Origin of the sequence: Streptomyces sp. AK08-02, from assembly GCF_033795085.1 — a bacterium.
GTDB lineage: Bacteria > Actinomycetota > Actinomycetes > Streptomycetales > Streptomycetaceae > Streptomyces > Streptomyces echiniscabiei.
Map to the genome: position 1 here is coordinate 134,009 of NZ_JARAZV010000022.1, position 24,323 is coordinate 158,331.

Annotated in this window: 25 protein-coding genes and 1 riboswitch; of the genes, 14 read left to right on the forward strand and 11 right to left on the reverse strand. The window is 69.7% G+C overall.

Annotated elements, in window-relative coordinates; genetic code table 11:
* Positions 1 to 23 precede the first annotated feature (23 nt).
* Genes recO through PV734_RS38210 form a run of 3 tightly spaced genes read right to left on the reverse strand, consistent with a single transcriptional unit; the run spans position 24 to position 1,275 of the window.
* The gene (gene recO, locus PV734_RS38200) at positions 24 to 770 is read right to left on the reverse strand and encodes a DNA repair protein RecO (RefSeq protein ID WP_319093375.1); all 747 of its coding nucleotides are present in this window, start codon (positions 768 to 770) and stop codon (positions 24 to 26) included.
* A 38-nt stretch (positions 771 to 808) separates the two neighbouring features.
* Positions 809 to 1,054, reverse strand: coding sequence for a hypothetical protein (locus PV734_RS38205; protein WP_319294039.1), 246 nt, complete (start codon positions 1,052 to 1,054; stop codon positions 809 to 811).
* Positions 1,055 to 1,059: 5 nt separating this feature from the next.
* Positions 1,060 to 1,275: a hypothetical protein gene (locus PV734_RS38210; RefSeq protein ID WP_319093377.1), complete on the reverse strand. Its 216-nt coding sequence runs from the start codon at positions 1,273 to 1,275 to the stop codon at positions 1,060 to 1,062.
* Positions 1,276 to 1,395: 120 nt separating this feature from the next.
* Between PV734_RS38210 and PV734_RS38215 the strand changes: the two genes are divergently transcribed.
* Together PV734_RS38215 and PV734_RS38220 are read left to right on the forward strand one after the other, a co-directional pair.
* Positions 1,396 to 2,232 carry a helix-turn-helix transcriptional regulator gene (locus PV734_RS38215; RefSeq protein WP_319293987.1) on the forward strand — a complete coding sequence of 279 codons (837 nt, stop codon included), beginning with the start codon at positions 1,396 to 1,398 and terminating at the stop codon, positions 2,230 to 2,232.
* Positions 2,214 to 2,483, forward strand: coding sequence for a DUF397 domain-containing protein (locus PV734_RS38220; protein WP_319293989.1), 270 nt, complete (start codon positions 2,214 to 2,216; stop codon positions 2,481 to 2,483). Before PV734_RS38215 ends, PV734_RS38220 begins: the two co-directional genes overlap by 19 nt.
* A 9-nt stretch (positions 2,484 to 2,492) precedes the next feature.
* Here PV734_RS38220 and PV734_RS38225 read toward each other — a convergent pair whose 3' ends face one another.
* Positions 2,493 to 4,769: a M4 family metallopeptidase gene (locus PV734_RS38225; protein WP_319293991.1), complete on the reverse strand. Its 2,277-nt coding sequence runs from the start codon at positions 4,767 to 4,769 to the stop codon at positions 2,493 to 2,495.
* Positions 4,770 to 5,164: 395 nt separating this feature from the next.
* Between PV734_RS38225 and PV734_RS38230 the strand changes: the two genes are divergently transcribed.
* A complete protein-coding gene (locus PV734_RS38230; protein ID WP_319293993.1) occupies positions 5,165 to 5,938 on the forward strand; it encodes a DUF6215 domain-containing protein in 774 nt (257 codons plus the stop codon).
* Positions 5,939 to 5,948: 10 nt separating this feature from the next.
* Here the strand turns inward: PV734_RS38230 and PV734_RS38235 are convergent, their stop codons facing one another.
* Positions 5,949 to 6,878 (reverse strand): LysR family transcriptional regulator, encoded by a 930-nt coding sequence (locus PV734_RS38235; protein WP_319293995.1) that lies wholly within the window; start codon positions 6,876 to 6,878, stop codon positions 5,949 to 5,951.
* A gap of 178 nt (positions 6,879 to 7,056) precedes the next feature.
* Between PV734_RS38235 and PV734_RS38240 the strand changes: the two genes are divergently transcribed.
* Complete coding sequence (locus PV734_RS38240; protein ID WP_319093383.1) at positions 7,057 to 7,974, forward strand: SDR family oxidoreductase; 918 nt, start codon at positions 7,057 to 7,059, stop codon at positions 7,972 to 7,974.
* 4 nt (positions 7,975 to 7,978) lie between these two features.
* Here PV734_RS38240 and PV734_RS38245 read toward each other — a convergent pair whose 3' ends face one another.
* Positions 7,979 to 9,997 (reverse strand): acyltransferase family protein, encoded by a 2,019-nt coding sequence (locus PV734_RS38245; RefSeq protein WP_415924333.1) that lies wholly within the window; start codon positions 9,995 to 9,997, stop codon positions 7,979 to 7,981.
* A 310-nt stretch (positions 9,998 to 10,307) separates the two neighbouring features.
* A riboswitch (cobalamin riboswitch) is annotated at positions 10,308 to 10,397 on the forward strand.
* Positions 10,398 to 10,461: 64 nt separating this feature from the next.
* Between PV734_RS38245 and PV734_RS38250 the strand changes: the two genes are divergently transcribed.
* The 3 genes from PV734_RS38250 to PV734_RS38260 are packed head-to-tail and all read left to right on the forward strand — an operon-like array spanning position 10,462 to position 13,311.
* Complete coding sequence (locus tag PV734_RS38250; protein WP_319293997.1) at positions 10,462 to 11,502, forward strand: iron ABC transporter permease; 1,041 nt, start codon at positions 10,462 to 10,464, stop codon at positions 11,500 to 11,502.
* Between the two features lie 3 nt (positions 11,503 to 11,505).
* Positions 11,506 to 12,285, forward strand: a complete 780-nt coding sequence (locus PV734_RS38255; RefSeq protein WP_319294000.1) for an ABC transporter ATP-binding protein — start codon at positions 11,506 to 11,508, stop codon at positions 12,283 to 12,285.
* A gap of 12 nt (positions 12,286 to 12,297) precedes the next feature.
* Positions 12,298 to 13,311 carry an ABC transporter substrate-binding protein gene (locus PV734_RS38260; protein WP_319294002.1) on the forward strand — a complete coding sequence of 338 codons (1,014 nt, stop codon included), beginning with the start codon at positions 12,298 to 12,300 and terminating at the stop codon, positions 13,309 to 13,311.
* Here the strand turns inward: PV734_RS38260 and PV734_RS38265 are convergent.
* The gene (locus tag PV734_RS38265; RefSeq protein ID WP_319093388.1) at positions 13,272 to 13,940 is read right to left on the reverse strand and encodes a response regulator transcription factor; all 669 of its coding nucleotides are present in this window, start codon (positions 13,938 to 13,940) and stop codon (positions 13,272 to 13,274) included. The genes PV734_RS38260 and PV734_RS38265 overlap by 40 nt on opposite strands.
* Positions 13,937 to 15,157, reverse strand: a complete 1,221-nt coding sequence (locus tag PV734_RS38270; RefSeq protein ID WP_319093389.1) for a sensor histidine kinase — start codon at positions 15,155 to 15,157, stop codon at positions 13,937 to 13,939. The genes PV734_RS38265 and PV734_RS38270 overlap by 4 nt, the downstream gene beginning before the upstream one ends.
* Positions 15,158 to 15,289: 132 nt before the next feature.
* Between PV734_RS38270 and PV734_RS38275 the strand changes: the two genes are divergently transcribed.
* Together PV734_RS38275 and PV734_RS38280 are read left to right on the forward strand one after the other, a co-directional pair.
* Positions 15,290 to 16,204, forward strand: coding sequence for an ABC transporter ATP-binding protein (locus tag PV734_RS38275; RefSeq protein ID WP_319294005.1), 915 nt, complete (start codon positions 15,290 to 15,292; stop codon positions 16,202 to 16,204).
* On the forward strand, positions 16,201 to 17,049 hold the full coding sequence (locus PV734_RS38280) for an ABC transporter permease (protein ID WP_319294007.1): 849 nt from the start codon (positions 16,201 to 16,203) through the stop codon (positions 17,047 to 17,049). The genes PV734_RS38275 and PV734_RS38280 overlap by 4 nt, the downstream gene beginning before the upstream one ends.
* Positions 17,050 to 17,119: 70 nt before the next feature.
* On the opposite strand, the gene PV734_RS38285 is transcribed toward PV734_RS38280, so the two are convergent.
* The gene (locus PV734_RS38285; RefSeq protein WP_319294045.1) at positions 17,120 to 17,356 is read right to left on the reverse strand and encodes a hypothetical protein; all 237 of its coding nucleotides are present in this window, start codon (positions 17,354 to 17,356) and stop codon (positions 17,120 to 17,122) included.
* Between the two features lie 133 nt (positions 17,357 to 17,489).
* On the opposite strand from PV734_RS38285, the gene bla reads away from it, so the two are divergent.
* Entirely contained in the window at positions 17,490 to 18,404 is a 915-nt protein-coding gene (bla, locus tag PV734_RS38290; RefSeq protein ID WP_319294009.1) for a class A beta-lactamase, read from the forward strand.
* A 31-nt stretch (positions 18,405 to 18,435) separates the two neighbouring features.
* Here bla and PV734_RS38295 read toward each other — a convergent pair whose 3' ends face one another.
* Positions 18,436 to 18,903, reverse strand: a complete 468-nt coding sequence (locus PV734_RS38295) for a protein-tyrosine phosphatase family protein (RefSeq protein ID WP_319093395.1) — start codon at positions 18,901 to 18,903, stop codon at positions 18,436 to 18,438.
* Positions 18,904 to 18,982: 79 nt separating this feature from the next.
* Between PV734_RS38295 and PV734_RS38300 the strand changes: the two genes are divergently transcribed.
* The gene (locus PV734_RS38300; RefSeq protein WP_319093396.1) at positions 18,983 to 19,531 is read left to right on the forward strand and encodes a SigE family RNA polymerase sigma factor; all 549 of its coding nucleotides are present in this window, start codon (positions 18,983 to 18,985) and stop codon (positions 19,529 to 19,531) included.
* 71 nt (positions 19,532 to 19,602) lie between these two features.
* Complete coding sequence (locus PV734_RS38305) at positions 19,603 to 20,541, forward strand: hypothetical protein (protein WP_319093397.1); 939 nt, start codon at positions 19,603 to 19,605, stop codon at positions 20,539 to 20,541.
* A 96-nt stretch (positions 20,542 to 20,637) separates the two neighbouring features.
* Here PV734_RS38305 and PV734_RS38310 read toward each other — a convergent pair whose 3' ends face one another.
* Positions 20,638 to 21,369 (reverse strand): FadR/GntR family transcriptional regulator, encoded by a 732-nt coding sequence (locus PV734_RS38310; RefSeq protein ID WP_319093398.1) that lies wholly within the window; start codon positions 21,367 to 21,369, stop codon positions 20,638 to 20,640.
* A 289-nt stretch (positions 21,370 to 21,658) separates the two neighbouring features.
* Between PV734_RS38310 and PV734_RS38315 the strand changes: the two genes are divergently transcribed.
* Complete coding sequence (locus tag PV734_RS38315; protein WP_319294011.1) at positions 21,659 to 23,305, forward strand: ABC transporter substrate-binding protein; 1,647 nt, start codon at positions 21,659 to 21,661, stop codon at positions 23,303 to 23,305.
* 58 nt (positions 23,306 to 23,363) lie between these two features.
* Complete coding sequence (locus PV734_RS38320; protein ID WP_319093400.1) at positions 23,364 to 24,323, forward strand: ABC transporter permease; 960 nt, start codon at positions 23,364 to 23,366, stop codon at positions 24,321 to 24,323.

Here is a 24,323-nt window from a genome sequence, read left to right on the forward strand (position 1 = left end):
GATTCTTACTACTTACTGCTTGTCTACTTCTCTACATAGCGCAGGGAGCGCAGCCCTCGCTCCAGGTGCCAGTGCAGGTAGGCGGACACCAGTCCGCTCCCCTCCCTGACATGGCGCGGCTCACACGCGTCCGCGGTCGCCCAGTCGCCCGTCAGCAGCGCGCCGAGCAGTTCGAGGGCCTGGGGAGAGGGTACGACGCTCCCGGCCACCCGGCAGTCGCCGCAGACGGAGCCGCCGGCGGCCACCGAGAAGAAGCGGTTCGGTCCGGCCATCCCACACCGCGCGCAGTCGCTGAAGGTCGGCGCGTAGCCGTTGACAGCGAGGGAGCGCAGGAGGAACGCGTCGAGGATGAGGTGGGGCTCGTGCTCGGCGCGGGCGAGGGTGCGCAGGCCGCCGACGAGCAGCAGGTACTGCTGCACAGCGGGCTCGCCCTCGTGGTCGGTGAACCGTTCCGCCGTCTCCAGCATGGCCGTCCCGGCGGTGTACCGGGCGTAGTCGGTGACGATCCCGCCACCGTACGGAGCGATGGTCTCGCTCTGCGTGCAGAGGGGCAGCCCGCGCCCGACCAGGTCACTCCCCCGTGAGAAGAACTGCACGTCGACGTGGGAGAACGGTTCGAGCCGGGCCCCGAACTTGGACTTGGTCCGCCGCACCCCCCGGGCCACGGCCCGTACCCGCCCGTGACCGCGCGTGAGCAGCGTGATGATCCGGTCGGCCTCACCCAGCTTCTGGGTACGCAGCACGACACCGTCGTCACGGAACAGGCTCATGGGGTCATTGTCGCGTACGGAACGGGAGCCAGGGACCCTCAGGGCACCTCACCGCGGCTGCGGGCGTTCGCGTACGCCGTGGCCGCGCTGAGGCGTTCCGCCGGGGTGGCGGGGCGGAGAGCGTCCGGGGCCGCGTCCCACTCCCGGCCGCCACCGTACGATCTGAGCTGGACGTAGGGCCCCTCGTGCCCCATGACGACGCCGACCTTTCCGGTGCGGCCGTCCATGACGTACGCACCGATCTCCGGCCGCCCGGGCTTCCCCGACCGTGCCGCGGGCTTCATGTCGTTCATCGCAGCGCCGCCGCGATCCGGGCCGCCGTCTCCACGTTGCAGCGCCCCAATTCGATGAGCGGACAGGGCGCTTCCCGGGCCACACTCGCCGCGTCCAATCGGAGCGACGGCAAGGTAATCCCGGCGTTTTTCAACGCCTTCCGCAATTCCTTCACAATTTCCTCCGCTTCTTCGACGCAGCCCGCCGAGTGTGCCGTCTGTCGTGCCGTCACCGTGCTCCCCTGACTTATCGAGTTTCACTCTTCGCACTTCTACGATGACGTGCTGTGCCTACACTCGGAAGGCTCTGGGCGCAGCAACGGCGGTGCAGTCGAAGGGGGTTCGGTTCGGTTATGGCCAATGGTTCGCAACGGCAGGCGGCCTGGGAGTTCTTCGGAACGGAGTTGAAGCGGCGGAGGGAGGAGGCGGGATTGACCCAGGTGGAGTTGGGGGCGATGGTCTTCGTCTCCGGGGGCTACATCGGGCAGTTCGAGCAGGCCATTCGGAAGCCGCAGTTGGATGTGGCGATGCGGATTGACGACATCCTACAAACCGCCGGTTTTTTCGAACGAACCTGGCGCAAGCTCATCGACGACAAGCGGTACGCGGATTACTTCGCGGCGGTTGTGGAGCTTGAGCGGACGGCGACGAAGATCTGCCAGTTCGCGCCGACCGTGATCCCGGGCCTGCTCCAGACGGCCGCCTACGCTCGGGCGGTCACACTCGCGGCCAACCCGTTCGTCACGGACGACTACGTGGACGAAAAGGTAGGCGCCCGACTGGAACGGTCGCGCATCCTCAAGGACGCTACAAGGCCCGAGTATTGGGCGATCCTGCACGAGAACACCCTGCGCACACCGGTCGGCGGGCCGGCGGCCATGGCCGAGCAGCTGGAGCACATCGTGGCGCTCGCCCGGGAGCGGAAAGCCTGGGTGACCGTGGTCCCTTACTCGGCGGGAGCCTTCGCCTCCATGGGCGGGATGGTGCAGCTCATGGAGTTCGAGGACGCGCCACCAACCCTCTATACAGAGACCTCGTTTTCGGGTCATCTGCTTGACGATCCGGCAGTGGTGAAGCGGGCGCAGCGCGCATACGATCTGCTAAGGGGCGCCGCACTCTCGCCCGAGGCGTCCCTCGCCCTGATCGAATCGGCCGCTGAGGACTACAGACGATGCGCGAGTACGACCTGACCAACGCCATCTGGAGCAAGAGCAGTTACAGCAACGGCGAGGGCGGCGAATGCGTAGAGGTCGCGCACGACTTCGTGGGCGCCGCCCGCTGGCGCAAAAGCACCTACAGCAACGGCGAAGGCGGGAGCTGCGTCGAAGTAGCCGACGGAGTCCCCGGAGTGGTGCCCGTCCGAGACAGCAAGGTCTCGGACGGGCCCGTACTGCTTATTGGCGCGCTCGCCTGGGCCGAGTTCATCGGCGCAGGCGTCTGACCCCTGGGGTCAGGGAGTGAGCTGCCACCGCTGGATGTAGCCGACGTCGATCGACGCCCGGTCCTGCACGCGCAGCTTCCACGTGCCGTTGACGGGCTGGGCCGAGGCGTTGATCGTGAAGGTCTGGTCGACGTTGTCGGCCGAGCCCCCGCTCCGGTTGAGGAGCGAGTAGACGGTGCCGTTGGGGCCGACCAGGTCGACGGTCAGGTCACCGCGGTAGGTGTGGACGATGTTGACGTACACCGAGGTGGTGGCCGACGCGTTGCCGTCACGGCCCCCGATGGTGATCGGGGACTCCACGGCGGCACCGTTGTCGGGGATGTCGACGCGGGTGCTGCTGGCGTAGATGTTCGCAATCCGCCAGGTGAACGTGTCCGTGACCGACGCGCCCGTGCCGTCCGTGACGGTGAGGGCGACGTCACTGGAGCCGACGGTGGTCGGTGTCCCGGAGATCAGACCGCTCGGGCTGAGGGTCAGGCCGTCGGGCAGGCCGGTGGCCTCGTAGGTCAGCGCCGAACCGGAGTTGGTGGTGTAAGCGTCCACCTGGAGGCTGACCGCCTGGCCGACGCCGCTGGTCTGGTCGGCGATCGGGGCGACGTTGACGCCGAGGGCTATCCGGCTGCCCACGTTGATGGCGGCCCACGCGTCGGCGACGGCGAGGTAGGTGGGGCTGTAGGCGCCGAACAGGTCGGCCGCGGCCGACAAGGTGGCGGTGCGGGCGCCCGCGTAGTTGGTCGACGAGGTCATGTACGTCGTCAGCGCGCGATACCAGACGGCGGCGGCGTTGTCTATGCCGATGCCGGTGACGGCCTGGCCGTCGAAGGTCGGGCTGTCGTACGCGACGCCGTTGACGGTCTTGGCGCCACTGCCCTCGGAGAGCAGGTAGAAGAAGTGGTTCGCCGGGCCCGAGGAGTAGTGGACGTCGACACTGCCCAGGGACGAGTCCCAACTGTCGCGGGAGGAACCGTCCTTGGAGGGCTTGTCCATGTAACGCAGCGGCGTGCCGTTGCCGTTGATGTCGATCTTCTCGCCGACGAGGTAGTCACCGGGGTCGGCGGCGAGGTTCGAGTGGAACTCGACGGCAGCGGCGAAGATGTCGGAGGTCGCCTCGTTGAGACCGCCGGACTCGCCCGAGTAGGTCAGGTTGGCGGTGGCGGCGGTGACACCGTGGCTCATCTCGTGGGCGGCCACGTCGAGCGAGGTCAGCGGGTGCGTGTTGCCCGAGCCGTCGCCGTAGGTCATGCAGAAGCAGCTGTCCTGCCAGAAGGCGTTGACGTAGCTGCTGCCGTAGTGGGCCCGGCTGTAGGCGGCGACACCGTCGTTGCGGATGCCGTTGCGGCCGAAAACGTCCTTGTAGTAGTCCCAGGTCGCTGCGGCACCGAAGGCCACGTCGACACCGGCGGTCTGGCGGTTGGACGGCAGACCGTTGCCCCAGACATCGTTGTCGTCCGTGAAGAGGGTGCCGGTGCCGGAGGTGCCCTGGTTCAGGTCGTACGTCTTGTGCCCGGCGCGGGCGCCGTCGGTGAGCTGGTACGTCGTCCCCGAGAGGGTGCTGCCGAGGGGGACCGTGCCGACGTACTGGCCGGTGCCTTCGCCGGTGTGCACCTTCTCGGCAGCGAGGATCTGCTTGCCGGTGCTCGCGTCGGTGACGACCTGGAGTTCGCTGGGCGTACCGTCCGGCTGAGTGCCCTCGACCACCGTCTCCCAGGCCAGAACGGGCTTGGTCGCGCCGGCCCAGACGACGAGGCGGGGCGCGCGCTCGGTCGCGGTGTCGGTGACGTCGGCGCCCTTCGCCGCCACGAGCGCCTTGCCGTTGGCGCTGGTCGCGGAGAGCTTCGGGGTGAGGGTCGGCAGCGTGAGGGTCGCCCCGCTCGCCTTGGAAACGGTGGTCCGGTTGCTCTTGAGGTGGACGACCAGGTCACCACCGAGGACGGGCAGTCCGGCGTAGGTACGCTCGTAGCGGGTGTGGGTGGTGCCGTCGGCGTCCTGGACGACGTCCTTGACGACGAGCTTCTCCTGGGCGCCGAGGGCGAGTTGACGGGCCGTGGCGCCGGACGCGGTCTGCGCGGTCTTGATCAGTGAGGCGCGGCGGGCGGCCGAGAGGGGCGTGGCGGCGGCTCCTGCGCGAGGCACGGCGGTGATCTTGGCCGGGCCCTTGCCGACCGGGGCCGGGGCCGCGGTCGCGATGCCGCTGGGAACTCCCAGGGCCAGCAGGGTGCCGATGGTCGTCAGCGTGAGGGCGGTGGCACGTCTGCGCCGGAGGGTGGGGCGGTGTCGCCGGGGCAACGGGTTCTCCTTCTGTGCGACGGTCGGCCCGTGATGGGGACCGACGTGTGGGGGCGGACCGACGGGATGCGGCCGGTCCGGAGCGCTGCACGGCATGCGGGTGAAAGGAGGTGGGGGTGGGTGGGGTGAGTGGGGATGCCCCGCGTGATGCGGGTGTGAAGGAATGGTGAACTTCCGCAGCAGCGTGGCACTGCGTGCCTTCGATTGTCATGAGAATGCCAAAACAACGGCTTGAAATGACCATGTCCAGCCGGGATCCATCCGGTCGAGCGCACGTTTTCAGCCGCTGGAGCGCTTCCGGCGCTTCCAAAACCGGAGATCTCATGGTTAGGCTCCCCCGGCGCGCGCCGCATCGGGCGCGATCGCGTGTGTGGAGGACCTTCGGGGTGGGGGACATGACCAACGACATCGACGAACCCAGATCCGCCGAATCGGCCGGCTCGGGCGAGTCGGCTGAAGCGGCTGAAGCGGCGGCCGGACCGACGGCTGGGCCGGTCACAGCCGAGAAGGGCATGCGCGAGGGTGCGCAGGTCGTGTCCGCGCTGCTGGTGGTCGCCTGCATCGCGGTGGGCTTCTGGGTGATGGCGAAGTACCAGCCCGATTCCGAGACCGGCGGCGCGCCCGCCTCGTGCTCCCGCTCGGACGAAGACAAGCCGCTGTCGAAGCCCGTCTCCGGTGTGCAACTGTGCGAGGCGCTCAACCGCCCGGACCTGCCGCAGCTTCTCGGCACGCCCAACGACCGTGCGCTGAGCGCCTACAGCAACGAACGCCAGGTCAGCAACAAGTCCGACGTCATCACCACCGACCCCGAGGCCACCGTCCAACTGGACGGCTATTCGGTGAAGCTCACGGAGTCCGAGGACATCTCGGTCTCCGACATCGTCGACTCCGAGTCCCTGTCCATAACGGGAGAGCCGAAAACGGTCCTGGGCCACAGGGCGTTCCTCTACTCGGGCCGGACCCTCGGCATCGTCTTCAAGGACGGAAAGGGCTCCACCGGCCCCGGGGGCGTCTCACGCAACCTCATGGTCGCCAAGGACCCCAAGGACGGCGGCGGTACGTACGAGATCTCCATCTGGCGCCAGGACGACCTGCCCCCCGACGGCCGCACACTGGTCTGGCTCGCCTCGCAGGTGCTGCCGACGGTACCGGGGTGGCCCGCGGGCTGAGTCCTGATGCTCAACTGCCGCCTGTCAGCAGGGCCCGCGCCACCTTCCGGAACTCGGCGAGCAGGCGGCTGCGGTCGTCCGCCCGGGTCGCGAGGACGACATGGCTCGGGTCGATGCCGTGCACCGGGATCGTGGTGAGGTCGGGGCGGAGCCGTTCCATGCCCAGACCCCCCGGAACTATGGCCACCGCCTGTCCGGCGGCGATGAGTTCGAACTTGTCCTCCATCGCCCTGACAAGCGGACCCTCCGGTGCACGGCTGCCGTCCGGACGCGGATCGATACGCCAGAAGGCGTTCCAGGCCGCGTCCTCCCGCACCCGGGGCAACGGCTCGTCGGCGATGTCGTCGAGGGTGACCGACTCCTTGCCGACGAGACGGTGATCGAGCGGAACGACCAGGACCCGGGCTTCCTCGTAGAGGACGGTCACCTCCAACTCCTGGGTGGCGAGCGGGAGTCGGGCGAACACGACATCGACCCGGTGGTCGAGCAGCGCGGTGCGGGGTTCGTCCCAGTTCAGGTGCAGGGCTCGTACGTCGGCGTCCGGGTGCCGGCGCCGCAGCTCCCGTACGGCCGGAGTCACGATGAGGTTCGAGGTATAGCCGACGACCAGACGGCTGGGCTCGGCGGCGGCGCGGGTCTGGGAAGCGGCCCGGGTGGCCGTACGGAGCAGCGCCCTGGCATGCGGCAGGAACACCTCACCGGCCTCGGTGAGTCGGCTGCCCTGCGGGGTGCGGTCCAGGAGTCGGGCGCCCAACTCCTTCTCCAGCCTCCTGATTTGGCGACTCAAGGACGGTTGGGCGATGCGCAGGGCCTCGGCGGCGCGTCCGAAGTGCAGGTGCTCGGCGACCACGGTGAAGTAGCGCACCAGGCGCAGATCGAGATCGGGGCCTTGCCCTCCGGGCGGCGAGGCGGGTGGTGGGGCGGGCTGCGAGTCGGTCATGTGGCAAGCGTAACCAGGTAGTTGGGCACCGTAGCCCCGTACAAACACTCTGAACTGCTGTGATGCTTGAAACGTATTGCGCGTTCCGGAACAGGTCTTGGACGCCGAACGAACCCCGCGCGCACGCTGAAAGCACACCGGCCGACATCAACAGGTCGGCACTCAAGGGGAGTTCATCATGCGTGTGTTCGTCACCGGCGCGGGCGGGTTCGTCGGGTCCGCCGTCGTACGGGAGTTGCTCGGCGCGGGTCACGAGGTGGTCGGGATGGTCCGCTCGGACAAGTCCGCCGCCCTGCTGAAGGAGACCGGGGCCGAGGTCTACCGGGGTGACCTGGAGGACCTCGACAGTCTGCGCGCGGGGGCGGCGGCCTCGGAGGGCGTGATCCACACCGCGTACGTCCATGACTTCAAGGACATGGCGGACGCCGCCCGGACCGACCTGCGGGCCGTGGAGACGCTGGGCGAGGCGCTGGCGGAGTCCGGCCGGCCCCTTCTCATCTGTTCCGGAACCGCCTTCTCGCCGGGTGTCGTGGCGACGGAGGACAATCCGGGTGACCCCACCAAGTCCCACATGTACCGGCTCGCCTCCGAGACGGCGATGATGGCGCTCGCGGAGCGCGGGGTGCGGACGTCGGTCGTACGGCTGCCGCCGTCCGTGCACGGCGAGGGGGACCACGGTTTCGTACCGCGTCTCGTCGACATCGCCCGCGACAAGGGCGTCTCCGGCTACCCGGGCGACGGCGCCAACCGTTGGGCCGCCGCCCACCGCTTCGACGTCGCCCGCCTGTTCCGGCTGGCGCTGGAGTCGGCACCCGCGGGTACCCGGCTGCACGCGGTCGCCGAGGAGGGCGTCCCGGTGCGCGAGATCGCCGAGGCGATCGGGCGGGGGCTGGGGGTGCCGGTGAGGTCGGTGCCGGGCGAGGAGGTCCAGGACCACTTCGGCTGGCTGGGCAACTTCTTCGCCCTGGACCTTCCGGCGTCGAGCGCGGTGACCCGCGAAGGTCTGGGGTGGCGGCCGGAAGGTGTCGGGCTGTCGGCGGACCTGGGAGCGGGGCATTACTTCGGCCCCGCCGGGGGAGATACCGGGCGTTCCTGAACGGCTACCGACCCCGTTTCTTGCCCCCGTCCTCGTCCAACCGCCTCCCGAGCACCGGCGCGATGCTCTCGGCGTACGCCTCGGCGAGGTGGCTGGTGTCGCGGTAGACCATGGTGTCCGCCACGAGGACGGGGCAGTCGCCGGCGCCGGTGCACAGCCAGGGGGTGGGGTCGATCACCGAGACGGAGGGGCCGGAGGCCCTTGCCGCCGCCTCGGTCGCCTGTCGCCTGGACGGGTCCCGGATCGCGTCGGGAAGGTGGTTCGCGCACCGGTCCAGGCGTAGGGAGTAGAGCGCGGCGCAGTCCACGGCGTCCGTCTTGGGCCAGGGGGTGTCGAGCAGTGCGGTCACCCGGGCGCCGGATCGTGTGAGGGCGCCGAAGGTCCTGCGGAATCCGTCGGTCCACTGCTGGACGAGGTCGGACTCCGGATACATCGGGTCGCCCGCGTCGGAGGACGAGACGATCACCAGGTCGGGGCGCAGTGCGTTGATCCTCGTGATCGCCCTGGCCCGCCACCTGTCGCAGGCCGCGTACGGACCGCCGGACCGGCGCAGGGTCACCTCCGCCACCTTGCACGACGCCTTCGTGAGCGACACCAGCTTCCAACTCCGCTCCCTGGCAAGGCGGTTGAGCGCCGGGAACCACTGGGCCGCGTGGGAGTCGCCGAACAGGACGACGACCTTGTCCGAGGCCGGGTCCCCGTACTCGCACGGCGGGGTGCTCGTGCTCTCGTACGCCACATGGCAGCCGTCCCGGTAGACCGCCGACCGGGTCGACTTGACCTCGGGGAGGGGCGGGGCGAGATTGCCGGGCAGGCTCGTGCCCGAGGTCTCCAGGAGCCGGCTCAGCCGGAGTTGGGGGTCCGGCGCGGCGGCCAGCTCCTGCCGCAGCCGGGGTGCGGGTCTGCCCGAGTCGATCGACGGCGGGAACGCGTACCCCGTTGCGGCGATCAGCGCGGCGCCCGCCGACAGTGCCGTCCCGAGCCGCAGCGCGCGGCCCGGGCGGCCACGGAACGCGGAGTGGAAGCGTACGGGGTTCTCCACCAGCCGCAGGGTCACCCAGGCCGGCAGAAGGGCGATCACGCCGAACAGCAGGGAGAGCCAGACGCCGGTGGTCTCGGGGAGTCTGCCCAGCGCCACGGGGCCGATGAGCAGCAGCGGCCAGTGCCACAGATACCAGCCGTACGACAGGCCGCCCAGCCAGACCAACGGCCGCCTGGCCAGGAGCAGTTGGGCGTCATGACGCGAGGGGGCGCAGCCGCCCGCCAGGACCAGGAGCGATCCGAGCACCGGCAGCAGCGCGTAGTACCCGGGGAACGGGGTGTCGTTGCCGTAGCTGGTCGCCGCGACGGCTACGCAGGCCAGGCCTGTCCAGGTCATCGGCGCCGCCAGTCCGGCGGGCAGCCCGTGAAGTCGCACGGCGGACAGGGCGAGAAGGGCGCCGGCGCCCAGTTCCCAGAACCGGGTGTGCGAGCCGAAGTACGCCCAGGACGGCATGCTCGGCGTCACCGCGACGCTCAGGGCCAAGGACAGCAGACAGAGCGCGGCGAGGGGTATCGCCACCAGCCCGCGCCTTCCGCGCCCCAGCCGCCAGGTGAGGAGGAGCAGCAGCGGCCACAGCAGATAGAACTGCTCCTCCACCGCCAGCGACCAGAAGTGCTGGAAGGGGGACGGCGGACTCCCCTCCGCCAGGTAGTCCGTGCCGCCGGCGGCCAGTCGGAGGTTCACCGCGTAGAGCGCGCTGCTCAGCGCGTCCCCGGCGTACTCCTCGAAGCGGACCCTCGACAGGAACAGCCAGGAGCCGACGAGGGTGGTGACGACCACGAGTGTCGACGCGGGGAGGAGCCGGAGCGCACGGCGGGCGTAGAACCTGCGGATCGACAGTCCGCCGCTCTTGGTCAACTCCCGTATCAGCAGGGAGGTGATGAGGAATCCCGAGATGACGAAGAAGACGTCGACGCCGACATAGCCACCGCCGAACCAGGGCATGCCCGCATGGCTGAGGACGACGAGCGACACGGCCACGGCACGCAGCCCCTGGATGTCGAGCCGCGGCGCGGGACCGTCGGCCGATTGCGCGAGGGGTCGCGCAATCGGTTGCCGCGTGGCGTGTCGCGTGGTCGGTTCCTTGGTTACTTCCTCGGTTACTTCCTTGGCTGGCCGCGCAGTTGCTCGCAAGCCTGTTCGCGTCTTCACGCTCATCACAGACGGTCGGACGGCTCGAACGGTTGTGATCCATAAACGGTCGGCTGTGAAAAGTTTTCCCGCCGCCCGCGAGGACGACCGGGAATCGGCCGGTCCGGGTGCGTTTGCTACGCTCGCGGCGCGTCCCATGGGGGAAGTCCGGTGAGACTCCGGCGCTGACCCGCAACGGTATGTACGCCCCTGGTGCGGCCAGGACTTCGGCGTGCGAGCCCGATCACCCACGGTGCGCGTGCCCCTGTGACCGCTCGCCGTGGACTGCGAGCCGAGGCGAAGGATCGCCGACCGTGCGCCGAATACCCGTCCTGCCGCTGGCCGCCTGGCTGACTCTGCTCCTGTTCCTCTCCCTGCTGTGCGGGGTCGGGCTGGGGGCGTCCGGGATCGGCTGGGGGCAGGTGTTCCGGTTCCTGTGGGACGGGGTCACCGGAGGGACCATCCGTGTCGAGGACGTCGCCTCCTACACCATCGTCTGGGAACTTCGGCTGCCCCGGGTGGTGCTCGCCGCCGTCGTCGGGGCGGGGCTCGCGGCCGTCGGGGTGGCCGTGCAGGCCATGGTGCGCAACGCGCTCGCCGATCCGTTCGTGCTGGGGATCTCGTCCGGTGCCGCCGTGGGGGCCAACGCCGTGATCCTGCTGGGGGCGTTCGCCGGGCTCGGGGTGTGGGCGCTGTCCGTGTCCGCCTTCGCCTCCGCGCTCGCCGCCATGATGCTCGTCTACGCGGTCGCCCGGTCCCCCGATCACGGGCTCACCCCGCTGCGGCTGATCCTCACCGGGACCGCGCTGGCGTACGGCTTCGAGGCCGTCACCACCGTGATGGTGTTCGGGGCGGCCCGGGGTGAGGCGGCCAGATCGGCGATGATGTGGCTGCTGGGGAGCCTGGGCGGGGCCACCTGGGCGCAGGTGCCGATCGCCGCGGTGACGGTCGTCGCGGGGTGGGCGTGGCTCGCCCGGCGCGCGGAGTCGCTCAACGCGCTCGCCATGGGGGACGAGACGGCCGCCGCCCTCGGTGTCCAACCGACCAGGCTGCGGCGGGAGTTGTTCCTCGTCACCGCCGCCGTGACCGGCACCGTCGTCGCCGTCAGCGGGGCCATCGGCTTCGTCGGGCTCATGGTCCCGCATGTCGTACGGATGCTCGTGGGCGCCGATCACCGGCGGGTCCTGGCGGTCGCGCCGCTCGCCGGGGCCGTACTGCTGGTCTGGGCCGACGTACTGTCCCGGCTGCTGCTCGCGCCGGCCGAGCTGCCCGTCGGGGTGATCACCGCCGTGGTCGGCGTGCCGGCGTTCCTGCTGCTGATGCGACGCGGCGGCTACGCCTTCGGGGGGCGGTGAGCGATGCGGCTCGATGTGGAGGGTGTGTCGGTCGACGCGGGGGCCGCACGGCTCGTCGAGGACATCACCATGCGGGTGGACAGCGGAGCGTTCGTGGGGCTCGTCGGGCCCAACGGGAGCGGTAAGTCGACCCTGTTGCGGTGCGTGTACCGGGCGCTGCGGCCGACGGAGGGCGCGGTGCTGCTCGATGGGGTGGAGGTCCACGGCATGGAGCCCCGGGCCGCCGCCCGGGTGCTGGCCGCGCTGCCCCAGGAGTCGTCCGCCGAGTTCGACTTCACCGTCGCCGAGGTGGTCGCGATGGGGCGGCTGCCGCACCGGGGGCGTACGGCGGCCGGGGACCAGGACATCCGCTCCGCCGCGATGGAACGCACCGGCGTCACGCACCTCGCCGACCGCGGCTTCCTCGCACTCTCGGGCGGCGAGAAGCAACGCGTGCTCATCGCGAGGGCGTTGGCCCAGCAGCCGCGCGTCCTCGTCCTCGACGAGCCGACCAACCACCTCGACATCGCACACCAGTTGGATGTCCTGTCCCTGGTCCGGTCCAGCGGCCTGACCGCGCTGGCCGCCCTGCACGACCTCAACCTCGCCGCCGCCCACTGCGATCTGCTGTACGTCATCGCCGGGGGCCGGGTCGTCACCTCGGGCCCGCCGCACGAGGTGCTCCGACCCGCCCTACTGGCCGAGGTGTTCGGGGTGCGTGCCCATCCCGTACGGCATCCGGAGACGGGCGCCGTACAGCTGCTCTTCGATCTGCTTCCCGCCTCGCACGAGACCTCCCCGTAAGGAACCACCTGTATGCGCAAGCCAGTTGCGGTCGCCGCCCTCGTCTCCCTTCTCGCCACCGGTTGCGGTGCCACCGTGGAGAAGCAGCCGTCGGCGAAGGCGTCCTCGTCCGCCGTCACCCTCACCAACTGCGGCCGGTCGGTGACCTACGACAGGGTTCCGGAGCGGGTCGTCACGAACGACGTCGGGATCACCGAGCTGATGTTCGCGCTCGGCCTGGAGGACCGGATGGCCGGGTTCGCCATGCCCGACGACAAGGGCGACCTGACCGGCGTGCCCTGGAAGGACGGCTACGACAGGGTGAAGTGGCTGTCCAAGCAGCAACTCACCAAGGAGAACGTCCTCGACGCCCGCGGCGACTGGGTCTTCGCCGGCTGGAACTACGGTTTCCGCGACGACAACGGCTTCACGCCCGACGCCCTGAAGAAGCTCGGCATCCCCTCGTACATCCTCACCGAGTCCTGCCGCAACGGCCGTACGAAGACCTCGCGCGGCATCATGCCGCCGCTGGACGCCCTCTACACCGACCTCACCAACCTCGGAAAGCTCTTCGGCGTCGAGCGGCGCGCCGCGGCCCTGATCGCGGGCTTCAGGAAGGAGGTCGCGGCGGTCGCGACGAAGGCCCCCACAGGGAAAGCGCGCCCGAAGGTGTTCCTCTACGACAGCGGCACGGACTCCCCCTTCACCAGCGGGCGTTACGCCGCCCCCGAGGAGGTCATCAGCAAGGCCGGCGGCGTCAACATCATGAACGACCTCGACGACTCCTGGACGACGGTGGGCTGGGAGACGGTGGTCGAACGCGACCCCGACGTCATCGTCATCTGCGACTACGGGGACGTCAGCGCGAGGCAGAAGCGCGACTTCCTGCTGTCGTACCCCCCGCTGAAGAACGTCTCCGCCGTCAAGCACAAGCGCGTCTTCGTCCTCGACTACGTCGACCTCGTCGAAAGCCCACGCAACCCGTCGGCGATCGCCCGCCTGGGCGCCTACCTGCGCTCGGTGGCGGACACCAGCCCCGCCTCATAGGCGGTGATCACGAGCTGGACGCGGTCGCGGGCGTCCAGCTTGGCCAGCAGTCGGGTGATGTACGTCTTCGCCGTGGCCACGCTGATGCACAGCTCGGCGGCGATCTCCGTGTTGGACAGGCCCCTGCCGACAAGGGTGAGCACCTCGCGTTCGCGATCGGTGATCATCGTCAACTCCGCCTGCTGAACGCGCTGTTGGGGACTGGCGACAAAGTCCTGGATCAGCCGGCGGGTCACGCCGGGCGCGATCAGGGCGTCCCCTGCGGCCACGCAGCGGATCGCCGCGAGGATGTCGTCCAGGGCCATGTCCTTGACCAGGAACCCGGACGCGCCCGCGCGTAGCGCCCCGTAGACGTGATCGTCGTCGTCGAAGGTGGTGAGGACGACGATCCGGGTGCCTTCCGTCCCGGCCCCCCGGGTGATGCGCCGGGTCGCCTCGATGCCGTCCGTGCCCGGCATACGCAGGTCCATCACCACCACGTCCGGGGCGAGTCGGCCGGCCAGGGCGACCGCTTCCTCTCCGTCGGCCGCCTCGCCCACCACCTCGATGTCCGGCAGGTCGGCGATGACCATGCTCAGCGCTGTACGGATCAGCTGCTGGTCGTCGGCGAGCAGAACCCGAATGGTCATCGGCCCGCCACCTGAAGCGTGGCGGCCCGGGGAACCGGCAGCCGAGCGGCCACCCGGAAGCCTCCCCCAGGACGCGGTCCGGCCTCGAACTCCCCGTCCAGCAGGGCGACTCGCTCACGCATGCCGACCAACCCGAACCCGGTGTCGGTGCGGCTCCCCCGGCCCCGGCCGTCGTCGGTGACGTCGATGGCGAGGGCGTCGTCGGCGCGGTAGTCGAGGGTGACCCGGCAGGACCGGGCCTCGGCGTGGCGTACGACGTTGGTCACCGACTCCTGCACGATGCGGAACGCCGACAGGTCGACGTCCGGGGGCAGTTCACGCCGCTCACCCTCCCACCGCAGATGTACACGCACACCGGCGGCGCTCGTCACGGCGGCGAGCCGCTCGACGTCGGCCAACCCGACCGCGGGCGACGCCTGTTCACCGCCGCCGGCCCCCCGATCGGCGTGCCGCAGTACGACGAGCATGCGGCGCAGGCCCGCCAGGGTTTCCCGGCCCTCGCGCTCGACCGCCGACATCGCCTCCCGCGCGGCCTCGGGACGGGTCGCCGCCACCCGGGCCGCCGCGCCGGCCTGGAGGGCGATGATGCCGATGCTGTGGGCGACCGTGTCGTGCATCTCCCGCGCTATGCGCAGGCGCTCGGCGGTCACCGCCTGCTCCGCGGTACGGGCGGCGAGCTGTTCGGCGTGCGCACGGCTGCGGCGCGCCGCGTCACCGAGCAGCCAGGCGATCAACGTCACCAGGGCGACGGCGAGTTCGGCCGAGGTGCCGACGGCCCAGCCCGCGCTGACACGGGTGGCCAGATAGACCACGAGCAGACCGACCGAGAGGGTGACGGCGACGACTCCGGTACGGCGGGGGCGGCAGGCGGCGATGAAGTACACGGCGGTCTGCACGGCGAGGAACTGGGCCAGCGGGATCTCCGCCGCCGCCAGGTTGGTCGTCTCGAAGACAGCGGCGGCCAGAAGCAGGCACACGGCCGTCAGCGGACGGCGGGACAGAAGAGCGGCACCGGCGAGCGCGAGCGCGGTGGCCAGGACCAGGAGCACCAGACCGTCCCAGCGGTAGAGCTGGACCGCCGGCCAGCGATCGGGCGCCACCTCGCCAGGCAGCCGAACGCGCGCGAGGTACGTGAACAGCGTGCCCGCGCACCAGGCGAACGCCGTCCAGGCACTCGGTGGGACGCGTTTGAGAAGGGGCGGCGAGTCGGCGGGCATGTGCCGATCGTAGGCGCGCGGTCGGGGACGGGCATCGGACTGTGGACGTACAACCTGGGTCGACAGCGGTCGGGTCGCGGTGTCGGCCCCGGAGCGATGCAGGAAGGGGGACGGCCGCGGGACGGTGTTCCGGTGATCGAAGTCGAAGAACTCACCAAGCGTTACGGGACGACGACCGCCGTCGACCACCTCTCCTTCACCGTCCGTCCGGGGCACGTCACGGGCTTCCTCGGCCCGAACGGCGCCGGCAAGACCACCACCCTGCGCATGCTGCTGGGCCTGATCGAGCCGAGCGGCGGAACCGCCACCGTGAACGGTGAGCCCTTCCGCGGACATCCGCGCGGACTACGTCACGTCGGCGCGCTCCTCGACGCGGGCGATGTGCACGGCGGACGCACCGCGTGGGCCCATCTGGCGTCCCTCGCGCGCGGCAACCGCATCCCGCGAGGGCGGGTCGACGAGGTTCTGGCGGAGGTGGGACTGGCCGGTTCGGCGGCCGGGCGCCGAGTCGGCGGCTACTCGCTGGGCATGCGACAGCGCCTCGGAATCGCCACCGCCCTGCTCGGCGATCCGCCGGTCCTGCTGTTCGACGAGCCCCTCAACGGCCTTGATCCGGAAGGCGTGTTGTGGGTGCGGCGACTGTTCCGGCGACTCGCCTCGGAAGGGCGCACCGTCTTCGTCTCCAGCCACCTCATGTCCGAGATGGAGCACACCGCCGACGAGTTGGTGGTGATCGGCCGAGGTCGCCTCATCGCCGCCGAGCCCCTGAAGGCGTTCGCGGCACGGGGCACACGTACGTCCGTGCACGTCCGGACACCTGACCCCGGGCGACTGGAGACGGTGCTCGTCGCGGAGGGCGCCGAGGTGACGTCGTACGGCGGGCAGGGTCTCACCGTGTCCGGGATCAGCCCTGAGCGCATCGGCGACCTCGCCCTGCGGCACCTCCTTCCGATCCACGAACTGACCTCACAGCGTGCCTCGTTGGAGTCGGCTTTCATGGAAATGACCGCCGACAGCGCCGAGTTCCTGGCGGGAGACCACCGATGAACCAGAGGACCATGTCGATGACGACCAGCGCGGACGCCCGTTTCACAGACCTTCTCGGCGCCGAGTGGATCAAACTCTGGTCGCTGCGCTCGACCTACTGGGCACTCGGCGCCAGCGCCCTCGCCATCATCGCCTTCAACGCCAACTCCGCTCGCGTCCACTTCGCCGACTTCGAGCGCATGACGCCCGTGATGCGGGATGCCAATGCGGAGTTGGCCCTACGGGACGCGTTCACCTCCGGCGCCGCGATGATCCTCATCCTCGCGGCGGCGAGCATCGGCGCGATCACGCTCGTCGGCGAGTACGGGACCGGCCTGATCCGTACGACGTTCGCGGCGGTGCCGGCCCGCCGCGCACTGGTGACGGCGAAACTGGCGGTCGTGACGGCGGTCATGACGGCGTACGGAGCGTTCGTCGCCGGGGCATCGTTCGCGGCGACGCAGGCCATCCTGTCCGGCCGGAACGCGGACGTGCCGCTCTCGTACCCGGGCGCCTGGCGGGTGGTCGTCGCGTCGGCCCTGCTGGCTCCGGTATGCGCACTGGCCGGAATGTGCCTGGGCGCGGCGATCCGGCACAGCGCGACGACGATGGTGGCCGTCACCGTCCTGCTGCTGCTCCTGCCCGCCTTCATCACCGACCGCTACCGCTGGACTGCCGCCATCCGTGACGTGCTGCCGTTCAACGCGTGGACCCGCCTGGTGGACATGTCGTACGGGCACAACTCGCACATCATCTACCCCCGTTTCTATCCGGCGACGGTGACGGGCAGTTGGGTGGCTTTCGGAGCTTGGGCGGTGGTCGCGGGGATCGTGGCGGTGGTGGTCGTGGACCGGCGGGACGTCTGACGAGCGGTCTCCGCCCCCGCCGGGCCCTGTGCGTCAACTCCGTCGGGAGGCGCTTGCCGTCATCTCCCCCCTACCCGCAGGCATACCGTCGGGCGAGTGCGTGGAACGCCTCCTTCGGCTGCCAGTGCCAGGGCGAACTCGGTTCTCCCGGACGGTTCCTGACGGCCTTCTCGATCGCCCGCACCCCGGCCGCCGGAAGCAACGCTCCGGTGAGCCCTACGGCCGCGGTACCGGCGAGGAACCGCGCCCGGCTGATCCCACAGACCCCGCTGGCCCCGCTGATCCCTGTGCTCCTGGTCTTCTCCATGCCCTCACTGTGTCGAGCCCGGGAAGAACACGCCGTCCCCCGAAGGTCTACGGCACCGCAACCAAGGTATGAGAAGGGAAGTCGATCACTACAGGGATCGTCATCCGAACCCGACCGAAGGAGAACCGAGATCTTGGACCCCGCGAACTTCCGGCCGACCCGCCGCACCCTCCTCACAGCCCTCACCGTCGGCGCCACGACCACCACCACCCTGCTGACACCGGCCGCGACCGCGCACGCCTCGACCTCCGGCCACCACCCGGACATCACCGCCCGACTGCACGCCCTGGAAGCCCGACACGGCGCCCGAGTAGGCGTGTTCGCGCACAACCTCGGCACGAGGCAGACGATCCGCCACCGCGCCGACGAACGCTTCCCGGTCTGCTCGCTGTTCAAGACCCTCGCGGCGGCAGCCGTACTGCGCGACCTGGACCGCGGCGGCGAAGTCCTGTCGAAGCGCGTGCACTACACGGCCGATGACCTGGTCGACGGCTCTGCGGAGACCGAGAAGCACCTCGCCGAGGGCATGACGGTGGCCGAACTCGCCGACGTGGCCATCCGGTTCAGCGACAACACGGCGGGCAACCTGCTCCTGCGTGAACTGGGCGGCCCCACCGCGATCACCCGCTTCGCCCGCTCCGTCGGCGACCGGGCAACCCGCCTCGACCGCTGGGAGACCGAGCTCAACTCGGCGGAGCCGTGGCGGATCACGGACACGACGACGCCGTACGCCATCGGCCGGACGTACGCCCGACTGGTCCTCGGCGACGTCCTGAACCGCCCGGACCGCGAACTCCTCACCCACTGGCTGCTGACCAACACGACCAGCGGCAACCGCTTCCGCCTGGCCCTGCCCCCGACCTGGACGATCGCCGACAAGACGGGCGCCGGCGCCTACGGCACCAACAACAACGTGGGCATCGCCTGGACGCGGAACGGCACCCCACTCGTCCTGGCCGTCCAGACGACGAAGCCCGCCCAGGGCGCGGCCGCCGACCATCCGTTGGTCGCCGAGACGGCACGGCTGTTGGGAGAAGCGCTCGGCTGAGGACCGGGCGTCTCGAAACACACCGCCCGTCTCACGCGAAACGCCTGACGTACCGCCGCTGCCAGGGCGTCTCCACGGCATGCCGGTCGTATCCCGCCCGCACATAGGCCACCGCTTCGCCCGCCGGCACCCCGTCCAGGACCGCGAGACACGCGAGCGCCGTCCCCGTACGCCCCCGCCCGCCCCCGCAGGCGACCTCCACCCGCTCGTCCGCCGCCCGCTCCCACGCCTCGACCAGGGCCGCGCGGGCGTCCACGTGATCCTTCGGGAGCCGGAAGTCGGGCCAGCGCAGCCAGCGGAACTCCCATGGAACCGGGGGGGGTTGACCACCGAGGAGGTAGAGGGCGTACGAGGGGACCGGCGCCGCCGGATCGAGGGGGTGGCGCAGGCCGCGCCCCCTGACCAGGCGGCCGGACGGCAACCTCAGGACACCCGCGTCTCCCTCACCCCATCCCCCGTCGGCACGGCCACCCGTCCTCGCGTCTCCCCGCTCGTCCATCCGTACATTCGAACGCGAGCCCGGAACCCGGGCAACCGATTCCGGAGAAACGGTGGTCTGGTGGGCGAGGGGGTACTTGATGCAGGCCGAACAAGAGGCCCAGTTCCATGAATTCGTCAGAGCGCGGTGGTCCCATCTGGTACGGACCGCCTATCTGCTGACCGGCGACGCCCATCACGCCGAGGATCTGACGCAGACGGCGCTGGCCAAGGCGTACCGCTCCTGGCGGCGGGTCTCGCGCACCGACAATCCGGAGGCGTACGTCCGCCGGATGCTGGTCAGTTGCAACAGTGACCGGTTCCGCAAGCGGCGCGTGCGCGAGGCGCTGACCGACGCCCCGCCCGACGTGGTGGGCCGCGACGAAGCGGTCTCGTGGGCCGACGAACGCAGCGCCCTGCTCGGGGCTCTCGCCCAACTCCCGCCCAAACAGCGGGCCGTGGTGGTCCTGCGCTACTGGGAGGACCTGTCCGAGGGCGAGGTCGCCGACACCCTCGGCTGCTCCCAGGGCACGGTCAAGAGCCAGGCGTCCAAGGGGCTGGCGAAGTTGCGTGCGTATCCGGGGCTGGCACAGGTCGTGGGCCGCCCCGAGCCCAGTCACACGTCACCCGTGCGGGAGGGCGTCCGGTGAACGAGGAACAGCGGCCGGAACAGCCGGAGCAGCCCGAGCGGGCGGAACAGTCACGAGAAGCAGGACAGCACGTGGGAAACGAACACGGGAAGGACTTCGAGACACAGGTGCGCGAAATGATGGCGGAGGACGCCTACACCATCCGGCCCTCGTCGGCGCCGTATCCGGAGATCCGCCGCAAGGGCACGATCGAGCGGCGCCGACGGGTGGCAGCGGCCGGCGCGATCCTGGTCGCCCTGACCGCGGCGCCGGTGGGTGCGTACGCGCTGAACGGGAACGGCGGCGACGACACCGTGAACACCGCCGCGCCACTGCCGTCGACCAGTTCCTCGCAGGGGTCGGTGCCAAATCCCGTACAGTCCAGGCCCGTTGGACCGGCAGGACCGGCGACGCCGGGCCAGCTCCTCGACGGGATCACACTGGCGCAGGCGTCGGACGGCCTGGAGAAGTGCCTCGCGTACAACCGTGAGAGCGAGAAGGCCCTGCCCCCAAAGATGCGACGGGACGATCTGGGCGACGCCGCCGACTACCGGATCATTCTGGCCATGAACAGCACGGGCGACTCCAACGCCCCCGGCGACGGTCACTACGTCGTCGCCGTCCGGCAGCAGAAGAAGCAGCCGCAGCTGGTCCGATTGGTCTGCAACATCAAGGACGGCAAGGCAAGTGGCCTCAACTCCACTGTCGGCGGCCTGAAGTTCGACAACGGCGGTCCGGTCATGCCCGACGACAACGGCAAGCTCGACCGGCAGTCGTTCATCGACAAGGGCAATTGGAAACTCCCGTTCCGCTGGGGCTCCATCGGCCGGGTCGAGTCCAACGTGACCCGCGTGACCGTCTCCTACGGCGGCAGCACCAGCGAGGCCGCCCTGGACCACGGCTGGTTCGTGGCCTCCGGCACCCTCGACCAGCAGGTCACCCTGGCTCCGCACGTCAAGGGGTACGACAACACGGGCAAGGTCGTCTACGACTCGGACAACGACGCGATGTACGAGAAGACGCTCCCGTAGACCGAAACCACAGCCACAGCCAGCTCTGCAACCAGCTCCACGCGGAGGCGGGGAAGTGACGGGGGGCGCCGCACAGGGGTCGGCGCCCCCCGTCGCTCAGCCCACGCCCCGTGACTCCTGCGCCGCCCGCGCCTCGATCCCCCGGAAGTGGACGGCCAACGCGCGCTGCGCGCCCTCCACGTCGTGGGCGCGCAGCGCCGTCACGATGTCCCGGTGCCTACGGGCCGTCAGCTCCGGCTCGGGGTCGTCGTGCCAGCCCCGGGCGCCCGAGACCCGGCGGAACACCGTCCAGAAGGCGCCGAGCAGCTGCGGCACGAGCGCGTTGCCGAGGGGCCCGTACAGCGCCTCGTGGAAATCGCGGTCGAGCTCGGGGAAGCGCCGGCCCGCGCGTCCGGCTTCCTCCATCCGGGTGACCACCGACTCCAGCCGGTCCAGTTGCGCGTCGGACAGCACCGCCGCGACCCGCCGGATGAGCCCGTCCTCCAGTACCTCTCTGACCTGGAGTATCTCGGCGAGCGCGGCTCCGTCCCCGTCGTGGCGGGCGAGCGTACGGAACGTCAGTCCGTCGACCAGCGGCGTCAACGACGCCTGTCCGACGTATGTGCCGTAGCCGTGCCTGATCTCCACGATGTCGAGGGCCTGGAGCGCCTTGAGGGCCTCCCGGACGGAGTTGCGGCTGACGCCGAGGGCCCGCATCAGCTCGACCTCGGTGGGCAGCGGTGCGCCCGGCCGGAGTTTGCGGTCGAGGATCAGCTGCATGACCTCGCGCTGGACCTGGCCGCTCACCCGCCGCTCGGGCCGGCGTCGCTTCCCGGACTCCTGAGACATGCGGCGCATCGTACGCTCGCCGGACATCCCACGTCCCACCTCCAGGCATATCAGAATCCAACTGCCATGAATTGAACAAACCCTGACGCGCTCTCGAGTCCACCTCGGCTCACCCGCAACTCCAACCGGGTCGAATTTCATATCGTCATTGGTCGCACCTCTGGCAGATACGCCATTCGTGTGCGATCTCTTGACCGGCCCCACCGCCCCTCTTATGGTCGCGCTGCCCCCTATGACGTAGGACGTCGTATCTCCTCACCTTTTCGGACCCCACCCCGCTGGAGGAATCGTGCGCGACGTGACCCGCGACGTAACCGCCGCTGTATCGACCGCCCCGCACCGCCGGTCGTTTCTGAAGTACACCGGCGCGCTGGGTGCCGCCGCCGCCATTTCCTCCTCGCTGTCGGCCTGCTCGTCCGGGCCCGAGTCCACCAACGACACCGGGGGCGGCGCCGGAGGCGCGAACAGCACGCTCACGGCCGTGATCGGCTACGGCAACGACGGCAGCTGGGACCCCACGCAGACGGCCTCCGCCTTCTCCATGGCGGCCAACAACCACATCTACGAGGGCCTGCTCGACACCGACCCGATCTCCCGCGAGCCGTACGCCGCGCTCGCCACAGCGGTCCCCGGTGACCTCAGCAGCACCTCGTGGAAGTTCACGCTGCGGGCCGGGGCGACCTTCCACGACGGAAAGCCGGTCACCGCCGACGACGTGGTCTTCGTATTCGATCGAATCCTCGATCCGAACACCCAGACACTCGCCAAGGGGTTTTTCGCCAGTTGGCTGAAAGAAGTGAAAAAGGTCGACGCGCAGAATGTCGAGCTGGTGCTGAAGTTCCCCTTCCCCGAAGGGGTTTCCCGGCTCACCCTGGCGAAGATCATGCCCAAGCACGTCTTCTCCCAGCCGGGCGGCTGGGACGACGCGATCAAGGGAAAGGCGATCGGCTCGGGGCCTTACCGTCAGACCGCGCACCACCCGAAGTCGAACACGACGTTCGAGGCGTTCGCCGCCTACAACGGGCCGCGCAGAGCCGCTTTCAAGAAGATGAACTGGATGACGATAGTGGATGCCGCGCCCCGCGTCGCCAAGATCTCGGGGTCCAGTGCCGGCGCGCAGATCGCCGACAACATCCCGTACGCGAACATCCAGCAGCTCAAGAGCGGGGGGATGGACGTCCAGGGCGGGGCGGGGATGAACAACCTGTTCCTGATGTTCAACACCAAGCGCAAGCCCTTCGACGACGTACGGGTCCGCCAGGCGCTGCACTACGCCATCGACACGGAGAAGATGGTCCAGGTGGCTCTCAAGGGCCACGGCAAGCCGTCCTCGTCCTTCCTCAACGAGGCCAACCCCAGCTACCGGCCCGCGAAGTCGGTCTACGACTACGACCCGGAGAAGGCGAAGGCGCTCCTGAAGGAGGCCGGGGTCAGCGGGCTGAAGATCGAGATCCTGTCCGTGAACGTCAGCTGGATCGTCGACTGCCTGCCCACCATCAAGGCGTCCTGGGACGCGATCGGCGTCGACACGACCCTCAACCCGCAGGAAACCACCGCGGTGTTCACGAAGATGGACCAGAAGCAGGACTACCAGGTCGTGTCGGCGGCCTCGAACCCCAACCAGTTCGGCCTCGACGCGGACCTGATCATGCACTACAACTACGGGCCGCAGAACCTCTGGATGGGCTACGCCCGTTGGGCCGACAGCGCCGTGGCCAAGCAGCTCTTCAAGGACATGGACCAGGCGACGCAGGAGCCCGACCCGGACAAGAAGAAGGCGATGATCCAGGACTACATCGACATCGTCGCCGAGGAGGCCGTGCTCTACCCGGTGGTCCACAACGAGTTGATGACCGCCTGGGACCCGAAGAAGCTCACGGGCATAAGGGCACAGCCGTACCCGGGCATCAACCTCCTCCAGGCCAAGTGGGTCTAGGCGTGGGTCCGCTCACCACCAAATAGCCCCTGCGGTACGGGAGTTCGGGAGTTCGAACGTGGTCGCCATCGCCAGGATCCTGGCCCGCAGGATCATTCTGCTCGTCCCGCTGATGCTCGGCATCGTGCTGTTCGTGTTCCTCGTCATGCGGTTCTCGGACGTCGACCCGGCGTCCGCGTTCTTCCAGGGCGCCAACCCGACCCCGCAGCAACTGCACGACTTCCGCGAACAGAACGGCCTGCTCGATCCGTTCATCGTCCGCTACTTCCACTTCATCGGCGACCTGCTCCACGGCGACATGGGCATCAGCGCGCTGACCCGCGCGCCGGTGCTCGACCAGGTCACCACCGCCCTGCCGCTGACCCTCCAACTCACCTTCCTGGGACTGGGTATCGCGGTGGTCCTGTCCCTGCTGGGCGGGGTCACCGCGGCCATCTACCGGGACCGTCTCCCCGACCAGATCATCCGCGTCGTGTCACTCACCGGGGTCGCGGCCCCGGGCTTCTGGCTGGCGCTGCTGATGATCCAGTACCTGGCCGTCGACGCGGGCTGGTTCCCGACCGGCGGCTACATCAACCCGGCCGACTCCTTCACCGGCTGGCTGAAGACGATGACCCTTCCGGCGTTCGCCCTCTCCCTCCCGGTCGCCGCGCAGCTCACACGGATCGTCCGTACGGCGGTGGTCGAGGAGTTGGACAAGGACTACGTCCGCACGGCGATCGGCAGCGGCCTGCCACCGAGGGTGGTGGTGGGCCGCAACGTGCTGCGCAACGCGCTCATCAACCCGCTCACGGTGCTTGGCCTGCGCGTCGGCTACCTGCTCGGCGGCGCGGTCGTCATCGAGACGATCTTCTCGCTCCCCGGCATGGGCAAACTGATGATCGACGCCGTGAAGAACGGCGACCCGGCGGTCGTCCAGGGAGTGGTCCTGACGACGGCGACCGGATTCGTGGTCGTGAACCTGGTCATCGACATCCTCTACCTCCTGGTCAACCCGCGACTGAGGGATGCGGCCTGA